This is a genomic window from Paenibacillus sp. FSL W8-0194 (assembly GCF_037969745.1).
GTDB lineage: Bacteria > Bacillota > Bacilli > Paenibacillales > Paenibacillaceae > Paenibacillus_AQ > Paenibacillus_AQ cookii.
The window spans coordinates 1,703,524-1,726,709 of sequence record NZ_CP150205.1; the positions used below are offsets into that span (position 1 = coordinate 1,703,524).

18 protein-coding genes and 1 other annotated feature (1 of these 19 running past the window's edge) are annotated in these 23,186 nt (G+C 55.9%); of the genes, 15 read left to right on the top strand and 3 right to left on the bottom strand.

Features of this window, described 5'->3' with window-relative positions; all coding sequences use genetic code 11:
• Positions 1-221 (top strand) — a binding site (T-box leader); it begins 25 nt to the left of the window's first position.
• 100 nt (positions 222-321) lie between these two features.
• Positions 322-2,760, top strand: a complete 2,439-nt coding sequence (gene leuS, locus MKY58_RS07350) for a leucine--tRNA ligase (protein ID WP_339324045.1) — start codon at positions 322-324, stop codon at positions 2,758-2,760.
• A gap of 195 nt (positions 2,761-2,955) precedes the next feature.
• Here leuS and comER read toward each other — a convergent pair whose 3' ends face one another.
• Positions 2,956-3,786, bottom strand: coding sequence for a late competence protein ComER (gene comER, locus MKY58_RS07355; RefSeq protein WP_339324046.1), 831 nt, complete (start codon positions 3,784-3,786; stop codon positions 2,956-2,958).
• Between the two features lie 201 nt (positions 3,787-3,987).
• Here comER and MKY58_RS07360 point away from each other — a divergent pair, with 201 nt between their 5' ends.
• From MKY58_RS07360 to holA, 6 genes are all read left to right on the top strand, one after another.
• Entirely contained in the window at positions 3,988-4,647 is a 660-nt protein-coding gene (locus MKY58_RS07360; protein WP_339324047.1) for a ComEA family DNA-binding protein, read from the top strand.
• 55 nt (positions 4,648-4,702) lie between these two features.
• On the top strand, positions 4,703-5,221 hold the full coding sequence (locus MKY58_RS07365; protein ID WP_036715243.1) for a dCMP deaminase family protein: 519 nt from the start codon (positions 4,703-4,705) through the stop codon (positions 5,219-5,221).
• Between the two features lie 117 nt (positions 5,222-5,338).
• A complete protein-coding gene (locus MKY58_RS07370) occupies positions 5,339-8,005 on the top strand; it encodes a ComEC/Rec2 family competence protein (RefSeq protein ID WP_339324048.1) in 2,667 nt (888 codons plus the stop codon).
• 341 nt (positions 8,006-8,346) lie between these two features.
• Positions 8,347-8,895 (top strand): sigma-70 family RNA polymerase sigma factor, encoded by a 549-nt coding sequence (locus tag MKY58_RS07375; protein WP_036715245.1) that lies wholly within the window; start codon positions 8,347-8,349, stop codon positions 8,893-8,895.
• The gene (locus tag MKY58_RS07380; protein WP_339324049.1) at positions 8,892-10,187 is read left to right on the top strand and encodes a zf-HC2 domain-containing protein; all 1,296 of its coding nucleotides are present in this window, start codon (positions 8,892-8,894) and stop codon (positions 10,185-10,187) included. The genes MKY58_RS07375 and MKY58_RS07380 overlap by 4 nt, the downstream gene beginning before the upstream one ends.
• Before the next feature lie 280 nt (positions 10,188-10,467).
• Positions 10,468-11,487, top strand: coding sequence for a DNA polymerase III subunit delta (holA, locus tag MKY58_RS07385; RefSeq protein WP_339324050.1), 1,020 nt, complete (start codon positions 10,468-10,470; stop codon positions 11,485-11,487).
• Between the two features lie 217 nt (positions 11,488-11,704).
• Here holA and MKY58_RS07390 read toward each other — a convergent pair whose 3' ends face one another.
• Complete coding sequence (locus tag MKY58_RS07390) at positions 11,705-12,919, bottom strand: MFS transporter (RefSeq protein ID WP_036715250.1); 1,215 nt, start codon at positions 12,917-12,919, stop codon at positions 11,705-11,707.
• A 136-nt stretch (positions 12,920-13,055) separates the two neighbouring features.
• Entirely contained in the window at positions 13,056-13,328 is a 273-nt protein-coding gene (gene rpsT / locus MKY58_RS07395; protein WP_036715251.1) for a 30S ribosomal protein S20, read from the bottom strand.
• A 157-nt stretch (positions 13,329-13,485) separates the two neighbouring features.
• Between rpsT and gpr the strand changes: the two genes are divergently transcribed.
• From gpr to MKY58_RS07435, 8 genes are all read left to right on the top strand, one after another.
• Complete coding sequence (gpr, locus tag MKY58_RS07400; protein WP_036715252.1) at positions 13,486-14,487, top strand: GPR endopeptidase; 1,002 nt, start codon at positions 13,486-13,488, stop codon at positions 14,485-14,487.
• A 153-nt stretch (positions 14,488-14,640) separates the two neighbouring features.
• Positions 14,641-15,960, top strand: a complete 1,320-nt coding sequence (locus MKY58_RS07405) for a stage II sporulation protein P (protein WP_339324051.1) — start codon at positions 14,641-14,643, stop codon at positions 15,958-15,960.
• 41 nt (positions 15,961-16,001) lie between these two features.
• A complete protein-coding gene (locus MKY58_RS07410; RefSeq protein ID WP_339324053.1) occupies positions 16,002-16,385 on the top strand; it encodes a hypothetical protein in 384 nt (127 codons plus the stop codon).
• A gap of 86 nt (positions 16,386-16,471) precedes the next feature.
• Positions 16,472-18,289: a translation elongation factor 4 gene (lepA, locus tag MKY58_RS07415; RefSeq protein WP_212947251.1), complete on the top strand. Its 1,818-nt coding sequence runs from the start codon at positions 16,472-16,474 to the stop codon at positions 18,287-18,289.
• 155 nt (positions 18,290-18,444) lie between these two features.
• Positions 18,445-19,647 carry a radical SAM family heme chaperone HemW gene (gene hemW / locus MKY58_RS07420; protein WP_036712367.1) on the top strand — a complete coding sequence of 401 codons (1,203 nt, stop codon included), beginning with the start codon at positions 18,445-18,447 and terminating at the stop codon, positions 19,645-19,647.
• A gap of 126 nt (positions 19,648-19,773) precedes the next feature.
• Positions 19,774-20,241 carry an N-acetyltransferase gene (locus MKY58_RS07425; protein WP_339324054.1) on the top strand — a complete coding sequence of 156 codons (468 nt, stop codon included), beginning with the start codon at positions 19,774-19,776 and terminating at the stop codon, positions 20,239-20,241.
• A 276-nt stretch (positions 20,242-20,517) separates the two neighbouring features.
• On the top strand, positions 20,518-21,552 hold the full coding sequence (hrcA, locus tag MKY58_RS07430) for a heat-inducible transcriptional repressor HrcA (RefSeq protein ID WP_339324055.1): 1,035 nt from the start codon (positions 20,518-20,520) through the stop codon (positions 21,550-21,552).
• Positions 21,553-21,569: 17 nt separating this feature from the next.
• Positions 21,570-23,114, top strand: a complete 1,545-nt coding sequence (locus MKY58_RS07435) for a TCP-1/cpn60 chaperonin family protein (RefSeq protein ID WP_339324056.1) — start codon at positions 21,570-21,572, stop codon at positions 23,112-23,114.
• Positions 23,115-23,186 lie beyond the last annotated feature (72 nt).

A 23,186-nucleotide genomic window follows, 5' to 3' on the forward strand; every position in this document is an offset into this window, starting at 1 on the left:
GTTTCGGCGGTGTCACCCAGAGAGCCGGCGGTCGGTGCAAGCCGGTTGACGAAGCGGAATGAACTCGCCTCGGAGTCATGGTTTGAACGGGGGACGGATGAACCCTCCTTTCGTGAAAAACCATCGCCTCACCTCCGTTAAGGGTGCAAAGGGAGCGGAAGCAAAGCATGTTTTCCGCTAACTAGGGTGGTACCACGGGAATCAAACCTCTCGTCCCTAGCGCTAATACGCTATGGATTGCAGAGGTTTTTTTAATGAGATTCACGCGAATGATGCGGCCGCGCAAGGCGTCCGCCTGACTGTATGAGGGGGCATTAGTAGATGAGTGACAATCAGCAGGCTCAGGGGTATCATCCCCAGTCGATCGAGCCGAAGTGGCAAAAGTATTGGGATGAGCACCATACGTTCAAAACGGGCGAAGATCCCGGCAAACCGAAATTCTATGCGCTGGACATGTTTCCGTATCCGTCCGGCGCCGGCCTTCACGTAGGCCATCCGGAAGGATATACGGCGACCGACATCGTATCCCGCTATAAAAGAATGCGCGGCTACAACGTGCTTCATCCGATGGGATGGGACGCGTTCGGCCTGCCGGCCGAGCAGCACGCGCTCGATACGGGCGAACATCCGCGCGACATCACGGTCAGAAACATCAACAATTTCCGCCGCCAGATCAAATCCCTCGGGTTCTCCTACGACTGGGACCGCGAGATCAGCACGACGGATCCGGAATACTACAAATGGACGCAGTGGATTTTCATCCAGCTGTACAAAAAAGGCCTCGCTTACGTGGCGGAACTTCCCGTGAACTGGTGTCCGGCTCTGGGCACGGTGCTTGCGAACGAAGAAGTCATCGACGGCAAAAGCGAACGCGGCGGCCATCCGGTCATCCGCAAGCCGATGCGGCAATGGGTGCTGAAAATCACCGAATACGCCGAGCGCCTGCTTGAAGATTTGGAGGAGCTCGACTGGTCCGAAAGCATCAAGGACATGCAGCGCAACTGGATCGGCAAATCCAAGGGAGCCGAAGTGAATTTCGCCATCGAAGGCCATAGCGGCCAGTTGACGGTATTTACGACGCGTCCGGACACGCTGTTCGGCGCCAGCTACTGCGTGCTGGCTCCCGAGCATGAGCTCGTGGCCGAAATCACGACGCCGGAGCAGCAGGAAGCGGTCAAAGCGTACCAGGACCTTGCCGCCCGCAAAAGCGATCTGGAGCGCACGGATCTGGCCAAGGACAAAACCGGCGTATTCACGGGCGCCTATGCCGTCAATCCGGTCAACGGCGCGAAACTGCCGATTTGGATCGCCGATTACGTCCTCGCGGGTTATGGAACGGGGGCCATCATGGCGGTGCCGGGCCACGACACGCGCGACTGGGAATTCGCGAAGCAATTCGGCCTGGACATCATTGAGGTCGTCAAAGGCGGCAACGTGCAGGAAGAGGCTTACACCGGTGACGGCGAACACGTCAATTCCGGATTCCTGGACGGGCTGGGCACCGAAGAAGCGATCGCCAAAATGATCGCATGGCTCGAAGAAAACGGCAAAGGCCAAGGCAAAACGACCTACCGCCTGCGCGACTGGCTGTTCAGCCGCCAGCGTTATTGGGGCGAACCGATTCCGATCCTGCACCTCGAAGACGGAACGATGAAAACCGTGCCGGAAGACCAGCTTCCGCTGATGCTGCCGGACATCGACCAGATCAAGCCGTCGGGAACCGGGGAATCCCCGCTTGCGAACGTGACCGAATGGGTGGAAACGGTGGATCCGGAAACCGGCATGAAAGCGCGCCGCGAGACCAACACGATGCCGCAATGGGCCGGAAGCTGCTGGTATTACCTGCGGTTTATCGATCCGCACAACAAGGAAGCGCTCGTTTCGAAGGAAAAAGAGCGCGAGTGGATGCCGGTCGACCTCTACATCGGCGGCGTCGAGCACGCGGTGCTTCACCTGCTGTACGCCCGTTTCTGGCATAAAGTGCTTTACGACCTGGGCGTGGTCAGCACGAAGGAGCCGTTCCAAAAGCTGGTCAACCAAGGCATGATCCTGGGCACGAACAACGAAAAAATGAGCAAATCGCGCGGCAACGTCATCAACCCGGACGAAATCGTCGAAACCTACGGAGCGGATACGCTCCGCATCTATGAGATGTTCATGGGGCCGCTGGAAGCGACGAAACCTTGGAACGAAAACGGCGTGGAAGGCGCGCATCGCTTCCTGTCTCGCGTATGGCGCCTCGTCGTCAACGACGACGGCAGCCTGAATCCGAAACTGACGGACGGCGAAGGCAGCGACGATTTCAAACGCGTATGGCATAAAACGATCAAAAAAGTGACCGAAGACATGGAGCATATGCGTTTTAACACGGCCATCAGCCAGCTGATGATTTTCATTAACGACGCGTACAAAGCCGACTCGCTTCCGCGCAAAGCGATCGAGGACTTCACGCAGCTGCTGTCGCCGTTTGCGCCGCATATCGCCGAAGAGCTGTGGGAGCGCCTCGGGCACGAGGGATCGATCACGTACGAACCATGGCCTGTTTTCGACGAAGCTTGGACCGTGGATGCCGAAGTGGAAATCGTGATCCAGGTGAACGGCAAAATCGTACAGCGCGCCAAAATCGCCAAAGACATGAGCCAGGAGGCCATGCAGGAGTTCAGCCTGTCCCAGGAGAACGTGCAGGCAGCCATCGCCGGGAAGACCGTGCGCAAGGTGATTGCGGTTCCGGGCAAGCTCGTCAATATCGTAGCGAACTAAATGCATATCTTGAGGATGCCGCGAAATCCCGAGCTCGTCCAAAGCTTGGCATAAACGCTGCGGCATCCGAAACAGGGTTTAAAAGCATTAAATCCCCGTACAATCGTACGGGGATTTTTGTTTCCCAAGCCCTCTTGGACAAGGATGAACCTGATCCGGCTAACGGACTTGCGGTGTCTGGAGGAGCATGCACGGCTATGTTTTCGTATCGCTCATGAGTTCGTCGCATTTATTCAAATCCTCTTCGTATTTGGCATGGGTGGTGGCGATCAATTGATGAAACACGCCGTTCAAGCTTTGCCTGAGCAGCGCAAGCGCTTCGGCGGTGATGCCGCCGGGCACGGCGACCCTTTCCTGAAGGTCCAGAGGATGGAAACCGCCTTCCGTGAGCAGCTTGCCTGTTCCAAGCAGCATTTCCCCGGCCAGGGAGATGGCTTGTTCGCGCCCGATCCCGGTCATTTCTACGGCGGCTTCGACCCATTGGTCGAGGAAAAAGCTGATAAATGCAGGGCCGCAGCTGGAGAAATCCGAGGAAATACGGACATGCGACTCCTCGATTTCAAGCGGTTCGCTGATGGCGCCGAGCAGCTTTTCAAGCACGAGCCTGTCTTCCGGAGCGATGCGGGTGCCGTACATGCATAAGGAAGCCCCGCTTAAGGTCAAATGCGTGATGCTCGGGATCACTTTGGCGATTTTGCAGGCAAGAGCTTGTTCCAGATGACGAATTTGCACCGGGCTCGTAATGGACACCAGCATCTGGTCCTGCTTGACTTCATCTTTGATCTCTTCCACTAAGGCTTTATACTGAAGCGGTTTTACGCATATGAATACGATATCGCTGTTTTTTACGGTTTCCGCGTTGCTGCTGCATACGTTTAGACCGGGGTGGCGCTGAGCGAGCAAAGCGACTTTTTCTGCCGTACGGTTGCTGGCGAAAACTTGATTTGGCATAAGCGCACCGGAAGTCATGAAGGCGTCGATCAACACGCTTCCCATACTGCCGGTTCCGATGAATCCCACCTTCATATGCTTTCCCTCCTTTCGTGCTTTACGGTAACGGCGCAGTCCTTCTTTTTAATGTATGCAGGTGGGCCTGTACGTCATGACGGTTTTCAGCAGGAAGAGGCTTTTGCCGGACGCCTTTATTGGCAGCGCAGGATTATCCCTAGTCTCGCGGCAGGATCGAAACGGGGTCGGCCGCAGTTTATTAAAAAATGAGGTGTTCGTATGAAAAAATGGACGCTGGCGATCAGCGCATGCTGCGCGATATTGGGAAGCGCAGCCATCTTGCTTTCAGGCCTCAAAACCGAAAAGGGCATCGAGGGCTGGGAGCCGTTAAACAACAATCTCGCAAGCGCTTTGGAAGGGGAGCGAATGCCGGAGTCGAAGAGCGGCGGCGGGCAAGACCCTTCCGGGGCCGGAAAAACCGGGAAGGAAAACATCGGCGCGGAAAACGCCGCAAGTGCTGCCCAACCCCGGCAGCCCAAGCAGTCCGTGCAAACAGAGCTTCAGACCGGCCAGGCAACAGCTTCGGCACCGGAACTGCAAGCGGGCAGCAACGTCGCCGCCAAAACGGGAACTGGCAGCCCTGCCGGGGAAGCTGCGCCGCCCGGACCCGGGAGTTCGCCTGTACATGCCGCGCCCGACAAGGCCGCCGGAGACCTGGAAACGAACTCTCCGGAAGGCCCATCGGGTCCCAAGGTCAATATTAATACCGCCCAGGCTGCCGAACTGATGACCATTCCGGGCATCGGCGCCAAAAAAGCGCAGGCGATCATCGATTACAGGAACGAACGCGGGCCGTTCAAGAGGGTCGCGGATTTGGACAAGGTAAAGGGGATCGGCCCGAAGATGCTTGAAAAAATAAAGCCTTACATAGAGCTTTAGCCCGGAGATGTGCTACAATAAGACAAACATTCTATGACAAACAAGGTGATAACAGGTGAACGTCGAAACACGAAAAGACTGGGATACATACTTTATGGACATTGCTTACATGGTGTCGACGCGTTCCCGCTGTCCCCGCAGGCATGTCGGGGCCGTGCTCGTTCAGGGCAAAAAGCTGCTCGGTACGGCATACAACGGCGCGCCGATGGGCGTTCCCGATTGTTCGGAGGCCGGCTGCATGATCGCGGAGGAGATCGAAATGATCGAGCAGGACGGCAGGCAGGAAATGGTCAAAAAGCAGCGCTGCGTGCGCACGATCCATGCCGAGCAGAATCTGCTGCTGTTTACGGACCGGATCGACCGGGAGGGCAGTTCGGTATACGTGACGGACGAGCCGTGCTGGACTTGCGCCAACATGCTCGCGAACAGCGGCGTGACGGAAATCGTGTTTCACCGTGCCTATCCGAAGGATTCGGATAAGGTGACGGAGATGATGAAGCAGAAAGGGATCGTTTTCCGCAAACTGTCATCCTACGAACCACCGCGCGAAACGGTCATGACCGTTTGCAATTAACGAAAATATCGATTGTCCATGATATGCTTTTCGAGGAAGGACCTCTGCCAAAGCGGCGATTGACCGCAGGCAGGGGTTTTTGTTTTTTACTCGCGATGAGCCGGATAGGAGGAGTGAATGAACGTGAAGGGAAGGCCTTTAATCGTCGGAACGGCCGGTTGGCTGGCCGGGAGCAGCCTTGCTAGCGTTTTTTCGGACGCGCGGCTGCTTTTCATCTGGATGGGACTGACGCTTCTGCTCGCCGCTGCCGTGCTGCTGCACCGGAAGCTGTTGCGGAGCATGCTGATCGCCTGGATCGCGGTAACCTTGTCGGGCGCATACTGGCTGTGGCATGACGCGCGGAACGTCACGGCCCTGCCGGAGGCGCTGGCTGCGGCTGCGGACGAATTAAACGGGATGCCGCTGCATGCCGAGGGGGTCATCGTCTCTTCCGTCGACGTGGACGGGGATCGGGCGGACTTCCAGGCTGAATTGCGGAAGGCGAGCCGAAGCGCGGAGGGGCATGGGGGCAGGGGGTTGCCGCCGTCCGAAGGATTTCGGGAACGCGTTATGGTTCAAGTCAAACTTCTAAGCAAGGAGCAGCAGGACGCAGCCCGCAAGTGGCAGCGGGGAGACCAGGTCAAGCTGGACGGGACGCTGGAGCTTCCCGGAAACGCCCGCAATTTCGGCGCTTTCGATTACGCGGCTTATCTGCGGACGCAGCACATCCACTGGCTTTTTAAAACGAAAGGGAGCGAACATGTTCAGGTTTCCCTGCCGGTTTCGCCGTGGAGCACGCTGACGGTTTTCCGGTGGAACGATCATGCCCGCAGCGGGCTTGGGGATAAAATTGGCCAAATTTTTCGGGAGCCCCACGCCGGATATATGAAAGGCCTGCTGATCGGCATGCAGGACGATATCGACCCCGTAACGTACACGCAGTTTTCGCAGCTGGGCCTGACGCATATTTTGGCGATCTCCGGGATGCATGTCGCGGTATTCGTCGCCAGCCTGCTGTTTATTTTTTCCTTATTCAAAATAACCCGCGAAAAGGCCCTTCTGATGGCTATGCTGCTGATTCCCTTGTACGTCCTTTTGTCGGGGGTGAGCCCATCGGTCGTTCGGGCAGGCATCATGGGCATGATCGGGCTTTATGCCGCGAGAAAAGGATGGCTGAAGGATGGAATGAACGTGTTGGCGGCAGCGGCGCTTGCGATGATGCTGTGGAATCCGTATTACCTGCTGAGCGTCAGCTTCCAGCTGTCATTCCTGGTTACGGCCGGGCTGATGGTGTACGTTCCGCTGATGAGCCGGCTCCTTCGCTTTTTGCCGAAGCGCATCGCCGGAGCCGTCAATGTGACGCTGGTCGCCCAGCTGGTCTCATTCCCGCTGACCATTTATTACTTTAACCAGTTTTCCCTGCTGTCGTTTGCGGCCAACTTCGTGCTGGTGCCGTTTATTACCTTCCTTACGCTCCCGCTCGGCGCTGCCGCGCTGCTGTTTGGCTGGATCTGGCTGCCGGCGGGCAGGGCATTGGGACGGGCTGCGGAGCTGACGAGCGATTGGACGTTCCGTCTTGTCCGTTGGCTGAACGGTTTCCCGCAGTTCGTCACGATTTGGAAATCGCCGTCATTCATGTGGATTGCGGCTTATTTTGTTTTGATGTACCTGTTTTTATTTATAGCGAACCGGCAGACGGGAAGGCGCGAAGCCCGGCAGGCGGAAAACGCCGATGACGAAACGGCGGAGCTTGAAGGGAAGGGAGGTTCCTTGGATCCGGATGATGCTGCGCCCAATAAGAGGAAAACGAGAGCCGGGCTTGCCGGAATTATGCTTGCTTTTCTGTTTCTGATATATTGGGAGTATCGGCCTGCATCTTTGCACGGGGAGGGGCTCGTACAGTTTCTGGACGTGGGGCAAGGCGACAGCATCCTGATCACGACCCCGGAGGGACGGAACATTCTCGTGGACGGGGGCGGCACGGTCAGCTTCCGCAAGCCCGAAGACGGCTGGAAGGATCGGAAAAATCCGTTTGAAGTCGGCGCCAAGGTGGTCGTCCCCCTGCTCAAGCAGCGGGGAATCCACCGTTTGGATGCGGTGATCGTCACGCACGGAGACCAGGACCATGCGGGGGGCCTGCAGGCCGTTTTGGAACAAATCCCCGTGAAGGCCTTCCTGTTCAACGGAACGCTTTCAGGAACGAAGGCCTTCGACAAGCTGATCGGTACGGCCTTGGAGCGGCGCATTCCCGTGTATGCCGTCCATCAGGGCATGAAGCTGAAGCCGGACAAGCATACGGAGCTTGCCTTCATTTCGCCGATGCTGGACGGCGCGGAGCAGGAAGAGGTTCCGGTGGAAAAAAGCCAAAACCATCTATCGGTGGCGTTTGTGCTGACCATGAACGAAAGGAAGCTGCTGTTTACGGGCGATATGGATCAGGCTGCCGAAGAGGACGTGCTCGGTTTGGCCGGCAGCGGCGTTCCGGCGGCTTCGGACCCGCGCTCGTCCGGTGATTCCGGCGGGGCCGATCGGCGGCCCGGCGAAGGCATCGATGTCATCAAAATCGCGCATCACGGCAGCAAGTCGTCCACCGGCGAGGACTGGCTCCGGCATTGGCGGCCGAAAGCCGCGGTCATATCGGCGGGCGTGAACAACTTATACGGCCATCCGCATGCCGATGTCGTGCGGCGGATCGAACACGAAGGGGCCCGCTTGTTCCGGACGGACCAAAACGGCGAAGTCCAAATGCGGATCCGTCCCGAAGGCATACAAGTCCGAAGCAAATTCAGCCCTTTCCGCCAATGAATTCCAGCAGGGCGTATAAGGCCCGGACACATGACGGAATTGACACCAATACGTCAGGAAATCGTTCCGATTCTGACAAAATCTTAAAGAATTAAAAGGGAAAAACTCGTAAAATGGATGAGTTGCGTAAGCGATCATGTTTCTTGGTGACGAGCTCACTAGAATTTGGTATCCTTAATTGGGGTTTTCCATCTTCTTTTTCCGAAGTAACGAGACCCGACACCTTCTTACGTACATAAGATATATCGGCCTTATCCATGTATAGAAAAAAGTTGGTTACAAATTGCAACAATTTGACACACTTGCACGTCTGTTAGATTGCAGGGAGAGGGGGATCCTTTGTGGTAGAGCAGGGACTCATAAGAGCCGCTCAATCGGGCGATCGCGACGCTCTAATCACCCTATTAAGAGAAATTGAGCATCAAGTGTACCGCACAGCCTACTATATTTTAAACGACGAACAGGATGCGATGGACGCTTCCCAGGAAGCGCTCATCCGCATCTACACGAAAATCGGCTCCTATGAAGAAAAGGCGCAGTTCAAAACCTGGGTTCAACGGATCGTGACCAACATTTGCATCGACAAATTCAGGCGCACGAAACCGACGGTTTCCATCGATGAGCATGAACTGGTTTTTCAGGACAAACAAAACGTGGAACGCACCGTCATGTCTTCTTACCTGGCCCAGGACATCAAGGAAGCCATCGACCAGCTGCCGGATCATCATAGAAGCGTGATCGTGCTAAGGTATTTGCAGGATTTTTCTTACAATGAAATTGCCGACTGCCTGAACCTTCCGCTGAACACGGTGAAATCTTACCTGTTCAGGGCCAGGCAGCAGCTCCAGAATATGCTTCAAGAGCATCAGAAAGGTGGTGTATCAGGATGAAATGTCCAGAGGTGGTGGAGTGGATGCACCGTTATTTGGATTATGATTTAAGCGAGGAAGAAACCGTGCAGCTGTATGAGCATTTGAAACATTGTCCTGAATGTACGGAAACCTTTCGGATGCTGAAATCATTGTCCCGGGATCTTGAGGATTTGCCGAAGGTAACGCCTAAATTCAGCATTGTCGACGCCATCATGCCGCAGCTGGAAGCCATCGACCAGGCCCGTCAGGAAAAAAGCGCTTCCCGCGAAGAGGAGCCTGCCGAGATGGTACCGGTACCCGCGCGTCCGGCGCGCAAAAGCAAATTCCGCAATTCGATCGCCGGACGTACGGCCATGGGGGCCGTAGCCGCGGTGATCATTTTGGGAGTGGCGATATACAATTATCCTCCGAAACATCTGTCGACCGCGGAAGAACCTGCTTTCAAAGAAGCGGGGCAAAAAACGGCCGAAAGCGCGGCTTCGTCCGCCGATTCCACGACGGGCAGCGGCGGCGAGCGGCAGGATGTCGAACCTAAACAGGAAATGCTCTACAGCAGCAACGCTGGCAGTGAGCCCGCGCAAGAAGATGCCGGCGCTAACGATAGCGGCATGACGGAAATGAAAGCGCAGGATGCTTCCCCTCCGGAAGAACCTGCGAAGGAAAAGCCTGCCCGGTCCGAAACGCCTGCGGATCAGCAGAATTCCAAGGATGTCCGCAGCGCGGGCACGGAAACCGAAGCGACGGCTCCGCAAGACGATGCGGCGGCGAAAAAGCAAGTTTCCCCGGAAGACCCAAAGCCGAAACAAAACTACGCGCAGAAACCTGCCGAAGACGCGGCCAACCAGGATAAAACGGCGGCAAATCAAGATAAAGCCGCAGCGAATCAGGATCAGACCGCCGAAGATCAGGGAAAAGCGACGGCTTCGGGAAATGCGGGCGGCGACGGCGGGGCCAGCCAAGATTCAGCGCAAGGCCAAGCGGTCGCGCCGGATCATCCGGCCAAGGAGAAATCCCTCGCCGATGAAAAAATAACCATGGGCATCAGCTCGATCAAAACCGCGGCGGTCCAGATCAATTCTCCGGACGGCAAATACGCGGCTTCCGTCGAAGACGGCAAGCTGGTCATTTATGCCCTTTCGGATCAGGACGGCCAGAAGAAGGCCGTCAAGACCATCGACCTGCCGGGCAACTGGGTAACCGGGGTCTGGTCTGCGGACAGCACGGTGTTTACTTACCAAACGGCTGATGACCAAGGAACGACGACGAGCAAAACCTATCGCGTCGACGACTCGAAGGCTTCGAATCCTTGACGAGGAATCCATGGGAGACCAAAAATAGAGATACAAACATGCACCAATACAAGAGATATGGAATAGGATATACCGACAGCATTGAACCAGGATCGTCGTGTAACCACTGGCGGCGGGGTTTCTAGAGCCCTGCCCGCCGGTGTTTATCATAGATGAGCTGGGACAGGGGGGCCTTCCTGCGGAGGGCCCCTCTGCTGTTTTCCCGGGCCTGGATTTTTGTTAATATAGTGAAGCAGGCCAAAACTTAAGCAGAGTTACATAGATGAAAGGGGGCTTAAGTATGGACGTGAAAACCGCGGTAAAGGCCGTGAAGCAGGGGGACATCTCTCCCGTGTACCTGTTGTACGGAACGGAAAAATACCAGATGAACGAATTTGTGTCTTTTCTCGTGGAGCAGACGATTTCCAAAGAAGAACGCGACTTTGCGCTTGTCCATTACGACTTGGCGGATACGCCCCTGCAGCAGGTGGTCGAGGAGGCGGAGATGGTGCCTTTTATGGTGCCGCGCAAGGTGATCCTCGTGCAGGATGCCTCCGTTTTTACGGCGGGCAAAGACCAGGGCAAAGTGGAGCATCGTCCGGAATCGCTCCTTGAATATATGAACAACCCGGCGGAATACAGCATCCTCGTTTTTATCGTAAACCAGGAGAAGCTTGACGAGCGCAAAAAGATCGTGAAAGCCGTCAAAAGCAGCGGCACGCTTTTATCGTTTATGCCGCTTGGCAGCGAAGATCTGCTGAAATGGGTCGGCAAAAAAGCGAAGGAGCAGGACTGCACGTTTGAAGAAGGGGCCGCGGAGCTCGTCATCCGCAATGCGGGCACCCAGCTGCAGACGCTTGCCGCCGAGATCGACAAGCTCTGCTTGTACGCGGGCAAAGGCGGGATCATCCGCACCGACATGGTAGACCAATTGATCGCGCGCAGCACGGAACAAAACGTGTTTGCCCTTGTGGAGGATATCGCCAACCTAAGGGTAGACCGGGCGCTTTCGATCTTTTACGAGCTGCTGAAGCAGAAGGAAGAGCCGATCAAAATCGCCGCGCTGATCGCAAGGCAGTTTCGCATCATCCTTCAGGTCAAGGACCTGGCAGGGCAAAGTTTTTCCCAGCAGCAAATCGCTTCCCAGCTTGGCCTCCATCCCTACGCCGTCAAAATCGCCGGGGAGCAGGCACGGAAGTTTCAGGCGGCCCAGCTGAAGCAGATTTTGAGCCGTCTCGGCACGCTGGATTACCAAATGAAAACCGGAGCCGTCGACAAGGTGCTGGGCTTGGAATTGTTTCTGCTCAGATTGGCGGCATAAAAACAAAAGCGCAAAAAGGCTGAGGCCGATCGGTTACGGATACCGGGACGGCTGACCAGCCTTTTTCGCGTTTGCTTAAGAAAAGTCGCGGCAGCCCGTCCTTCCGCCTAATCAAACGATCCGTTTTTAGATCGGTTTCAAGGAAAAAAGCCCTCGTTCCGCTTAAAGCGGGCGAGGGCTTTCTGAGCCTCATACCGTGGCAGCCAAGGAAAGCGCTTTAGTGATTTATCGCCCTAGAGGACGAAGGCGTTTCCGTTTGGCGGCTGAATCGTCCGGACCACAAGGCAAGGCCCATCGTCAGCAGCAGCAAAATGCCGGTCAGCAAAAAGACGGTATGGATGCTGAACACGCCGCTGATGGCGCCGCCCGCAAGCGGGCCGAGCATGCCGCCCAGCTGGTTCGACGTCTGGCTCAAGCTGAAGGCCCTGCCGCGGAATTCGGCCGAAGTCGCACGTACCACCAGCCCGTTGAGGGCCGGGAATACCGCGCAGAAGAAACATCCGTACAAAAACCGGACGACCGAAAACGCCCAAATGTTATGGAAAGGAATTTGCAGCAGCGAGCCGACGCCTCCGGCAAACAATCCGATCAAAAGCACCTTCTGAAAGCCGATTTTATCCGCAAGTTTCCCCCAGCGGGAAGCGAACAGGATGCTGGCGATGCCGACCAGGGAAAAGATGATGCCGGCCAGAATCGAGGCGTCGGAAGCCGAATGGCCGATCTCCACGATATAAAGCGGGAGCACCGGTTCGATGGTCATGACCGAAAACTGCGTAAACATCGTCAGCAGCAGCACGACCAGAAGCAGCTTGTTATCGGCGGCCAGCTTGATCGTGCTGAGCACGGACACGCGTCCTTTGCCGGGAACGAATTTTTCTTCCTTGACGTAAAAGATGACGAGCAAAGTGGCAAGAAAACAAAGCACCCCTGCGCTGGCGAACGCCAAGCGGTTATCGAAAAGCTTCGACAGCACGCCGCCAAGCAGCGGCCCCATGATGCTGCCCGTCGCCGTCGCGGTCGACATCGTGGAGAGGGCGTAGCCGACTTTATGCTCGGGCGTGTTGGTGCCGACGATGGCGATCGCCCCGGGGATGAAGCCGGAAAGCAGGCCCTGCAGAATCCGCAAGATCAGCAGCTGAACCGGGCTGGTCACGAACGAAGTCAGGATATAGATGACGCACAGAACGAAACCGGCGCGAACGATCATCGCCTTGCGGCCGTATTTGTCGCCGACGGCGCCCCAGAACGGGGAGGATAGCGCCCCTGCCAAAAACGCGCTGCTGAACAGCAAGCCGGACCACATTTCAACGTTTTCGGTCGTGCCGATTTGGATGAGAAAGATCGGGAGAAACGGAACCACCATGGAGAAGCTTGAAGAGACGATAAAAGAACCGAACCATAAAACCCATAAGTTTTTCTTCCAGATTTCCATTGCTCGTCAACCTCCTGACTTGATGAGTGGGCTTGATTGCAGGAAAATTGTATGTACGGGATATTGAATCAAAAAGTCCTGACCAGCTGGATTGGCTGTTCAGGACTTTTCATTTTCATCGTATGGATAGCGCACCTTATGCTTGTGCAGTCAGGGCGTTCAGTTTTTGCGCCAAGCGGGATTTCTTGCGGCTTGCAGCATTTTTGTGGATGAGACCTTTTGTCACAGCCTTGTCCAGCTTCTGGGAAGCGGCTTGAACTGCAGCTTTAGCAGCTTCAACTTCGTTATTAGCCAGCGCAGCATCAGCGGCTTTCACGGCTGTGCGGAGCGCGGATTTTTGGGAAGCATTAAGCGCACGGCGTTTTTCGTTCGTTTTTACGCGTTTAACGGCGGATTTAATGTTTGGCATTGCATTCACCTCCTGTAAGGCATTCGAGAACTTCAAATGGTTCACAACTTAAAATAGTTTAGCATGGGGTACCGCAAAAAGCAATACTAAGGCTTGCATAATCGGAGGCCGCCTCCCGCACAATATAACGAAAAAGGCAAAGGAGGATGATTTTGAGATGGAATTGGATCTGCAAAAATACAACGTGCGCACCGATTTGGCGGTGGACGCCAGGGAGCTGGCCGCGAAGCAATATCCGGATTCGATCCCGGGGGTGGATGAAGAGGTATCGGAAAAGGACGGGATCAAGGTGACCCGGCTGAACGTGCTGACGGACGAAGGTTCGCAAGCGATCGGCCGCATCAAAGGCCATTACGTGACGCTGGAGGTGCCTGGACTTCGGAACGGCGATACCGGTTTGCAGGAACGGGTGACGGAGGCTTTTGCCAGGGAGTTCGAGGATTTTCTGACGCTGATCGGCATTCAAAAGAAAGACACGGTGCTTATCGTCGGCCTCGGAAACTGGAATGTCACGCCGGACTCGCTCGGCCCGCTCGTGGTGGAGAACGTGCTGGTGACCCGCCAATATTTTGAGCTGATGCCGGATCAGGTCGCGCCGGGTTACCGCCAAATCAGCGCGATCGCGCCGGGCGTGCTCGGCATTACGGGCATCGAATCGAGCGAAATCGTTCAGGGCATCGTCGACCGGACGAAGCCGGACCTGATCATCGCCATCGACGCGCTGGCCTCCCGTTCGCTGGAACGGGTGAACACGACGATCCAAATCGCCGATATCGGCATCCACCCGGGTTCGGGCATCGGCAACAAGCGGCGCGGCTTGACCAAAGAGGTGCTTGGCGTTCCCTGCATCGCCATCGGCGTGCCGACGGTATGTTATGCTTCGACGATCGTCAACAACGTGATGGAAATGATGAAAAAGCATTTTGGCGGGAACCAAAACCAGACGCGCGAAATCATGGGGCTGCTGGACAGCATCTCCGAAAACGAGCGGCTGGCCCTGGTCAAAGAGGTGCTGGAGCCGCTTGGCCATGATCTGATCGTCACGCCGAAAGAAATCGACGAATTTATCGAGGATATCGCCAACATCGTGGCCAGCGGATTAAACGCCTCGCTGCACGAGGCCGTGGATCCAGGCAATTCGGGAGCCTACACCCACTAGGACCGGTCGGCCGTTTGGCCGTTACGAACGAATCAGGAAGCCTGCGAATCTATCGCGGCTTCTTTTTTTTCTCGCAAATATATCATTTTTGGTTCTAGCGAATCTTCCGGGCTCATAGTTTTGAAGTATAAGAGAGTTCAGGAGGACGACACAATGAGAAATGGATTTCGACTGTGGAATATCCGCAAATGGAGAACGAAGATGCTGCACATGCTGTCGATGGGGCGGACGTTTTTGCTGCTGATGCTCGGGTCGTTTCTATTTTTTGTCATGCTGGGGCTGGGCGGGATGGCGGAAAACAAATTGAACACCTCCCCCGTTTCGTCCATGAAAGGTTTTGCGGGATCGCTGTCCAGCGGGTTTTTTATGGACATGCTGGGCATGGAGGTGCCGCATCTGGATAAAGAAAAGGGAACGTCGGCGTTTTCGGGCGAAAAAATGACCACCTTCGTGTTTCAAATGCTGACGAGCGTGAATCCCCGCGATCCGAAAAGTCTGCTGGCCAAGGAAATGCCGGGCATGGGGACGACCGATCCGGTGCTGCTGAGAAGCGCCTCCGGCAACCGGAACTTAGACCCGCCCGAAGATTTCCATCTGCCGCCCGAACCCGAAACGGAGGCCAAAAGCGAGCAGCCGTCCAAAGCAGAGGAACCCAAAGAGGCGGAGAAGCCGCCGGCAAAAGAGCCCGAGCCCGGCGCCAAAAAAGAGCCCGGAAAGCCGGGAGCGGCCAAGCAGGAGCCGAAAGGGCAGGACAAAGCTCAGACGCCGCCCGCGGCAAACGCAGGCAAAAAGGTCGTGATGATCTACCACTCGCACCCGAGAGAGGCGTATAACCCGTTGCTGGGCAAAACCAGCGAGAACCCGAGCTCCACGTCGCCCGACAAAAACGTCATGCTGGTCGGGAAATACGTGGCCGACAAGCTGGAAAAGATGGGGGTAGGGGCGATCCATTCGCAAAAAGATTATATGTCGGCCGTTGATAATTACAATTATAACTATTCATATAAATATTCCCGTCAGACGGTTAAAGAGGCCATGGCGCAAAACAATGGGCTTGCCTATTTGATCGACATCCACCGGGATTCCCAAAAACACGGGAAAACGACAACGTCCATTCATGGACAAAATTATGCCCAGGTGTTTTTCATCATCGGCCACGCCAACAAAAACTGGCGGAAAAACGAGGCGTTCGCCAATGCCATCCACGAGCGTTTGGAGAAATCGTATCCGGGAATATCGCGCGGAGTTTGGGGCAAAACTTCATCTCAAGGCAACGGCGAATATAACCAGTCCCTGTCGGAGCACAGCATTTTGATCGAAGTCGGCGGCATCGACAGCACCGAGGAAGAATTGAAGAGAACCGCAGACGTCCTGGCGCAAATGATCGCCGAAGTGTATTTCAAGGAACAAAAAGCGGAGAAAGCCAGCGCCGACAAGTCGGGTTCCGCGCAAAAAGCAGGGTCCGGCAGTTAATCCAAAGCGAAGACGGAAATGGATGGAAGGAGAGACCGGTCATGTCGAAATGGGCGAAAAGAATTTGGATGGTGGGCGTTTGGGCCGGCATCGGCGTGCTGGTCGGCATGCAGCTGGCAAGCTCCGGCGGGCCCGCCCCCGACTCCGGGAAAAACCCGGCATACGCAAGCACCCAAGCCGCGGCGGCGGGCAATGGACAAGCCCCTGCACCCAAAAGCTCGAACCGTTTTAAGATCGAGGAAAAAGAGCCCGAGCAGGTCGAAGCGAAGGAAGACGGCCCGCAAACGCCGGAGCAAATTCTGTCACCGGAGACGGGCAAACCGACGGTGGACGTTCTGGCGGACAAAACGGCCGGGCTGCTGCAAAATCTATCGCAAAAAAGCATTCGGCTGGTCGTCTCCGTCTTCGATTCCATCACCGAGTAATTCCGGCCCGCCAGTGGGATTGCCCGCCTTTATTTCAACTGCTATAATGAATTGATTGACACATCAGGCTGTTTTGGGGGTAGGGCATGACAGACGTACAAGCAAGGCAAAAAAATATTCGGAATTTCTGCATCATTGCACATATAGACCACGGCAAATCGACGCTCGCCGACCGGATTTTGGAGTACACCGGCGCGCTGACGTCCCGTGAAATGCAGGATCAGGTGCTCGATCAGATGGATTTGGAACGCGAACGCGGCATTACGATCAAGCTGCAGGCCGTACATCTTACATACAAGGCGGATGACGGCCAGGAATATTTGCTCAATTTGATCGACACGCCGGGACACGTCGATTTTACCTATGAAGTGTCGCGAAGCCTCGCGGCATGCGAAGGCGCGCTGCTCGTTGTGGACGCCGCGCAGGGAATCGAAGCCCAGACGCTGGCCAACGTGTACTTGGCTTTGGACAACAATTTGGAGATCATTCCGGTCATCAACAAAATCGACCTGCCTAGCGCCGATCCGGACCGCGTCAAGCAGGAGATCGAAGACGTCATCGGCCTCGACGCCAGCGAAGCCGTGCTTGCTTCGGCCAAGGCGGGGATCGGGATCAAGGAAATTTTGGAGCAGATCGTCAAGCAGGTTCCGCCGCCGTCCGGCGAAGCGGACGAGCCGCTGAAGGCCCTCATTTTCGATTCGCATTACGACCCGTACAAAGGCGTCATCGTTTATGTCCGCGTCGTCAACGGCAGCATTAAAGCCGGCTCCAAAATCAAAATGATGGCGACGAACAAAACGTTCGAGGTCATCGAAGTCGGGGCGTTCAAGCCGCGGATGACGATCGTTGACGAACTCAAGGTCGGCGACGTCGGCTTCATCGTGGCCGGCATCAAGCATGTCGGGGATACCCGGGTCGGCGATACCGTCACGGACGCGAAAAACCCGACGCCGGAGCCGCTGCCGGGCTACCGCAAAATCAATCCGATGGTGTACTGCGGTTTGTACCCGATCGAAACGTCGGAATACAACGATTTGCGCGAAGCGCTGGAGAAGCTCCAGCTGAACGACGCGTCGCTCAGCTTCGAGCCGGAAACCTCGAGCGCCCTCGGCTTCGGCTTCCGCTGCGGATTCCTCGGACTCCTTCATATGGAGATCATCCAGGAGCGCATCGAGCGGGAATTCAACATTCCGCTCATCACGACGGCGCCGAGCGTTATTTACCGCGTTACGCTGACCAACGGCGACGTCATCGAGATCGACAACCCGTCGAACTATCCGGAAATCGGCAAAATCGATTCGGTGGAAGAGCCTTATGTTAAAGCGGCGATCATCGTGCCGAACGATTACGTCGGTACGGTCATGGAGTTGTGCCAAGGCAAACGCGGCGAATTCGTGAACATGGAGTACCTGGATACGACCCGGGTCACGATCACCTACGAAATCCCGCTGTCGGAAATCGTATACGATTTCTTCGACCAGCTGAAATCCGGAACTAAAGGGTACGCGTCGTTCGACTATGAAATGTCGGGGTACCGGAAATCCAATCTCGTGAAAATGGACATTTTGCTGAACGGCGAGCAGGTGGACGCTTTGTCGTTTATCGTGCACCGCGACCGGGCTTACCAGCGCGGGCGGGTCATTTGCGAAAAGCTGCGCGAGCTGATTCCGCGCCAAATGTTCGAGGTGCCGATCCAGGCATCCGTCGGAACGAAGGTCGTGGCCCGCGAAACCGTCAAAGCGATGCGCAAAAACGTCCTTGCCAAATGTTACGGCGGCGACATTTCGCGGAAGCGGAAGCTGCTGGAGAAACAAAAGGAAGGCAAAAAACGCATGAAGCAGGTCGGCTCCGTCGAAGTGCCGCAGGAAGCGTTCATGGCCGTCCTGAAAATCGACGACAACTAAGTTCAATGTGACGGAAGAGCCGCTGGAGCGGCTTTTCCCATGATTATAGGGCGTATTCGTTTTCATTCCCGAAAAAGGATGCGCCGCTTTCGGAGCTTTAGCCCCACAGGGTTGGGGCTTTTTTAAAATGTACAGAACAAGGAGGGAATTGAACCATGACAGCATTACAGCCGCAAACGGCGAGCGACCGATCCCAAGGAACACCGAAACCGCAGGCGGTCTATCTTCACATTCCCTTTTGCACGAACAAGTGCTTTTATTGCGATTTCAATTCCTACGTGCTGAAAAATCAGCCGGTCATGGAATATTTGCAGGGGCTTGAACGCGAAATGGAACGGACCGTCAAGGAGGTTCCTCCGGGCGTCATCCGGTCCATTTTCGTCGGCGGCGGCACGCCGACCGTGCTGAAGCCGGACGAGATGGCCTACTTCCTGAAGACGGTCCGCACCTATTTTCCGGATTGGGCCGAAGACATCGAGTTTTCGATGGAGGCCAACCCGGGTACGACGGACCTCGAAAAGCTGTCGGTCATGCGCGAAGGCGGCGTCAACCGCGTCAGCTTCGGCGTGCAATCGTTCCAGAACGAGCTGCTTCAGGGCATCGGGCGCATCCATGATACGGACGACGTGTACCAAAGCCTCGAAAACGCCCGCAAAGCCGGCTTCGAAAACCTGTCGATCGACTTGATGTTCGGCCTGCCGAACCAGACGGTGGACATGCTGGCGGAAAGCGTGGACAAAGCGCTGGCGCTCGACCTGCCGCATTATTCCATTTACAGCCTGAAGGTCGAGGAAAACACGCTTTTCCATACGATGTACAAAAAAAACCAGCTGCCGCTCCCAAGCGAAGACGAAGAGCTGAAAATGTACCTTCTATTAATGGAGCGGATGAAAAAAGCCGGCTACGTGCAATATGAGATCAGCAATTTTGCAAAACCCGGTTACCACAGCCGCCACAACATGGCGTATTGGCTGAACGAAGACTATTACGGACTTGGGGCGGGGGCCCACGGCTATGTCGGGCGCCGGCGCCACATGAACATTAAAGGCGTCAACCCGTATACGGAAGCGACGAAAGAAGGGCTGCCGCGGCTGGAGTCGTTCGAAGTTTCCCGCGAGGAAGCGATGGAGGATTTCATGATGGTCGGCCTGCGCGTGCTGAGCGGGGTGTCGAACCGCCATTTCGAGGAGCAGTTCGGAGTCCGGATCGAAGACGTGTTTGCGGAGCCGCTGCATAAAATGCTGGATGCGGGCCTGCTTGAACCGACGGATGCGGGATACCGCCTCAGCGAAAAGGGGCTCCTGTTCGGAAACGACGTATTCGGCGAATTTATCGGCTATTTGACGGTCAAAGAATAGGCTTGCACTTCTATACGCGATGTTGTATATTTATTCATATTATAAAACAGCGACGCGTAGAGGATGCGCAAATGTCCCCGGGCCACAGCCTGTTTTGCCCCATCCTCGAATAGGAGGAGAAGTAGGATGCCGGCTGTAGTGACGTGCAGGGTTGCGGTCCCGGAGGATATCGAGCCGCTTTTTCAGATGATCGATGGATATGCAAAAAAAGGGATTATGCTGCCCCGGTCCCGCAAGGTGCTGGAGAAGCAGCTCGACCAGTTCGTCGTGGCGGAAGTGGACGGCGTTGTCATCGGCTGCGGCTCGTTATGCCGCCTCGGAAACGACTTGGTCGAAATCCGGTCCCTGGGGATCATGGACGGGTACAAGGGACTCGGCATCGGTTCGATGCTCGTAAACAAGCTGACCGAAGAAGCCAGACGGCAGGGCATTCCGAAAATCATGGCGTTGACGTACGAGGTATCCTTTTTCGTGAAAAACGGCTTTTCGGTCGTGGAGAAGGAGATCTTTCCGGAAAAGGTGTGGACCGACTGCGTGAACTGCAGCAAGCAGTCCTGCTGCGACGAGATCGCCGTGCTGAAGATGCTGGATTAATACCGTTTATGGAGATCAAACGTGGACCGCTTTCAAGCAAACCCGGTGTTCAGGGTTGTGAGGAAGCGGTTTTTGCGTCAGGGCGGGACTCGACCGTGAAGAATGAAGAACAAGGCGCCTTAAACCGCCAATCGTGACACAAGCACAGAATCCCCCGCACATGCCGAACCGACTTGACAATGCTCAGGTCAGTTTGGTATTTTTGTAGTAGCGGTTAGCACTCATTGCAGTAGAGTGCTAACGATGCAAAATGAACGACCAAAGGGAGGGGAAGACATGCTAACCGAACGCCAAAGATTAATTCTGAATGCCATCGTGGACGATTACATCCGTTCTGCGGAACCTGTCGGCTCGCGCAGCATATCGAAACGGGGAGATGTCGGCTTTAGTCCTGCGACCATACGTAACGAAATGGCTGATTTGGAGGAGCTTGGTTTCTTGGAGCAGCCACATACATCGGCCGGGCGCATCCCTTCTCATAAAGGTTATCGATATTACGTGGACCACCTTGATCCGACGTACCAGAATTTTTCCGCCGAGCTGCGCACGCTGCGCGCTTTTTTCGCGGAAAAGCTGAACGCCACGGAGCAGGTGATCCAGCATGCGGCCATGATTCTTTCCAATATCACCAACTACACTTCCATCCTGCTTGGGCCGGAAGTTTTTCATACGTCATTGCGTCATTTTCAGCTGCTATCCTTGAACGAAACGACCGCAGTGGCGATTATCGTGACCAGCACGGGCCAGGTCGAAAGCAAAACCGTGTCCGTGCCTCCAGGCGTTTCCGTTTCGGAAATGGAAAAAGTGGTCAACCTGCTGAACAACAAGCTGGTGAACGTTCCGCTCTACAAGCTGAAAACGAGGCTTTATCGCGAGCTCGGCCAGGAAATGCAGCGTCATTTGACCAATTTCGAAGAGATCATGAGCATCCTGGACAACATATTCGTCGAAGAAGAGTCCGACCAGCGCGTGTATTTGAGCGGCGCGACGAATATGCTTACGCAGCCCGAGTTCAAAGACGTCGAGAAAGTGAAGGATATTTTGGATCTTCTTGAAGAGACGCCGACGCTGACGAAAATGATGGCTTCGATGCAGGGGGCGGCCGGGGTTCAGGTGCGGATCGGCACCGAAAACGACCATGAGGCGTTTGCCAACTGCAGCCTGATCACGGCGACCTATTCGCTCGACGGGGAAGCGCTCGGAACGATCGGCATTTTGGGCCCTACGCGGATGGAATACGCCAAGGTGATGAGCCTGCTCGGCATTTTGTCCAAGGATCTGACCGCGATGCTGTCGAAGCTGAATAAATAAGGGAGGCTGGAAGACGGATGAGTCAAGGTCAGCAGCCGGTGCGTGAAGGCGAGGAACGTTACGCTTCGCTGCTTAACAACAGCAATGCCGTTCGCGCCGTCACTTCGGCGGTCGAAGGAACCCTCGGACCCAAAGGGCTTGACGTCATGCTGGTGGGAGACCGCGGGGAAGTGATCATTACCAACGACGGGGTAACCATCCTCGATAAAATGGACGTCAGCCATCCTGCGGCCAGGCTCCTGATCCAGGTGGCCCGGTCGCAGCAGCAAAAAGTCGGGGACGGCACGACGACGGCCACCGTCCTGGCCGGAGCGCTCGTTCAGGAAGGCGTCGCCCAAATCGTCAAAGGGGTGCCAGCATCCAAAGTCGTGGCCGGCATGCAGCAGGGCGTCCGCATGGCGGCCGATTCCCTCCGGAGCAGGGCGAGGGAGATCGGCGATCTGGACGATCCTTTGCTGGCCAAAGCCGTCTATGTTGCCGGCAGGGAACGGGAGGAGATCGTCTCGCTTGTCATGGAAGCAGCCGGGATCGTCGGGCTGCGCAAGCTGAGAGATCCTTCCTATTCCCTCGCCGAAGCGGTTACCGCCCATGAAAAAGGCAATAATGAAGTATTTGAAGGACTTCTGCTGAGACAGGCGCCTTTGTATCCGCATGATGCCCCGGATCTTTCCGATACCCGCATCCTTGTTTTGCACGATGCGCTCGAGCCGGAAACGTTGGATGAGGAAGTGTTGACGACCGAGGCCGGTTTTGCCCGCTATATGGAGCTGCGGGAACGATTTGCCCGCGATTTGCATGTGCTGGCGGAACTTGGCGTTGGCCTGATTTTGCTTGAAAAGGGAATACATCCGGATGCCGAGCAGTTTTGCATGGACCACGGCATCATGGTGGTTCCCCGGGTAAGCCGGAAGGACCTGGCCCGCGTCAGCCTGATGACGGGAGCCGTGCCGCTGCGGCGGACGGCTTTACATAAGGAGCCGGAGTCGTTGTCAAGACAGCTCGGCTTTACTCCGCAGGCGCGTTACGACGAACAGCTGGAGCGCGTACGAATTCGCAGCGGCGGACAGAAGGAAGACCCTGTCGTCACGCTGATCGTCGGGGCCAGCACGGCCGAGGTCGTCGGCGAAGCGGCCCGGATTGCCGCGGATGCGGCCTCCGCGCTGCAGGCGGCTATCTCCGGCGGGATTCTGCCCGGCGGCGGGACCGCGGAGCTTGCCGTTTCCTATGAGCTGGAGCGCCGACGCGAGGCGGTGAAGGGGATGGAAGCCTACGGCATTGCCGCCGTGGCCGCCGCCCTGCGCAAGCCGATGGCTCAAATTCTGCAGAACGCCGGCTACAATCCGCTCGAAAAAATGGAAGAGGCCCGTGCCGCGCAGCTGGCTGAACATTGCGACGGCATGGGCATCGATTGCGATACCGGGCTTGTCATCCACTACGAGGATCAAGGCATCGTCGATCCCGCGCTCGTTAAAATCCATGGATTGCTGACGGCCGGCGAAGTCGCTGCGGCCGTGCTGCGCATTCATAACGTCATCAAGATGCGGGGCGGCCGAAATGAATGAACGTCGCCAAAGAGTCACTAAAGAAAAGTAAGTTTGATGCCAAAAAGATAGAGCATATTAAGGAGGTGAAGA

Coding starts and splice junctions, on each gene's coding strand:
- rpsT (WP_036715251.1), bottom strand. CDS start 13,328: ATGCCAAACATTAAATCCGCCGTTAAACGCGTAAAAACGAACGAAAAA.
- MKY58_RS07405 (WP_339324051.1), top strand. CDS start 14,641: ATGAGAAATGGATTTCGACTGTGGAATATCCGCAAATGGAGAACGAAG.
- MKY58_RS07410 (WP_339324053.1), top strand. CDS start 16,002: ATGTCGAAATGGGCGAAAAGAATTTGGATGGTGGGCGTTTGGGCCGGC.
- hemW (WP_036712367.1), top strand. CDS start 18,445: ATGACAGCATTACAGCCGCAAACGGCGAGCGACCGATCCCAAGGAACA.
- MKY58_RS07360 (WP_339324047.1), top strand. CDS start 3,988: ATGAAAAAATGGACGCTGGCGATCAGCGCATGCTGCGCGATATTGGGA.
- MKY58_RS07435 (WP_339324056.1), top strand. CDS start 21,570: ATGAGTCAAGGTCAGCAGCCGGTGCGTGAAGGCGAGGAACGTTACGCT.
- MKY58_RS07380 (WP_339324049.1), top strand. CDS start 8,892: ATGAAATGTCCAGAGGTGGTGGAGTGGATGCACCGTTATTTGGATTAT.
- gpr (WP_036715252.1), top strand. CDS start 13,486: ATGGAATTGGATCTGCAAAAATACAACGTGCGCACCGATTTGGCGGTG.
- hrcA (WP_339324055.1), top strand. CDS start 20,518: ATGCTAACCGAACGCCAAAGATTAATTCTGAATGCCATCGTGGACGAT.
- lepA (WP_212947251.1), top strand. CDS start 16,472: ATGACAGACGTACAAGCAAGGCAAAAAAATATTCGGAATTTCTGCATC.
- MKY58_RS07425 (WP_339324054.1), top strand. CDS start 19,774: ATGCCGGCTGTAGTGACGTGCAGGGTTGCGGTCCCGGAGGATATCGAG.
- comER (WP_339324046.1), bottom strand. CDS start 3,786: ATGAAGGTGGGATTCATCGGAACCGGCAGTATGGGAAGCGTGTTGATC.
- leuS (WP_339324045.1), top strand. CDS start 322: ATGAGTGACAATCAGCAGGCTCAGGGGTATCATCCCCAGTCGATCGAG.
- MKY58_RS07390 (WP_036715250.1), bottom strand. CDS start 12,919: ATGGAAATCTGGAAGAAAAACTTATGGGTTTTATGGTTCGGTTCTTTT.
- holA (WP_339324050.1), top strand. CDS start 10,468: ATGGACGTGAAAACCGCGGTAAAGGCCGTGAAGCAGGGGGACATCTCT.
- MKY58_RS07370 (WP_339324048.1), top strand. CDS start 5,339: ATGAACGTGAAGGGAAGGCCTTTAATCGTCGGAACGGCCGGTTGGCTG.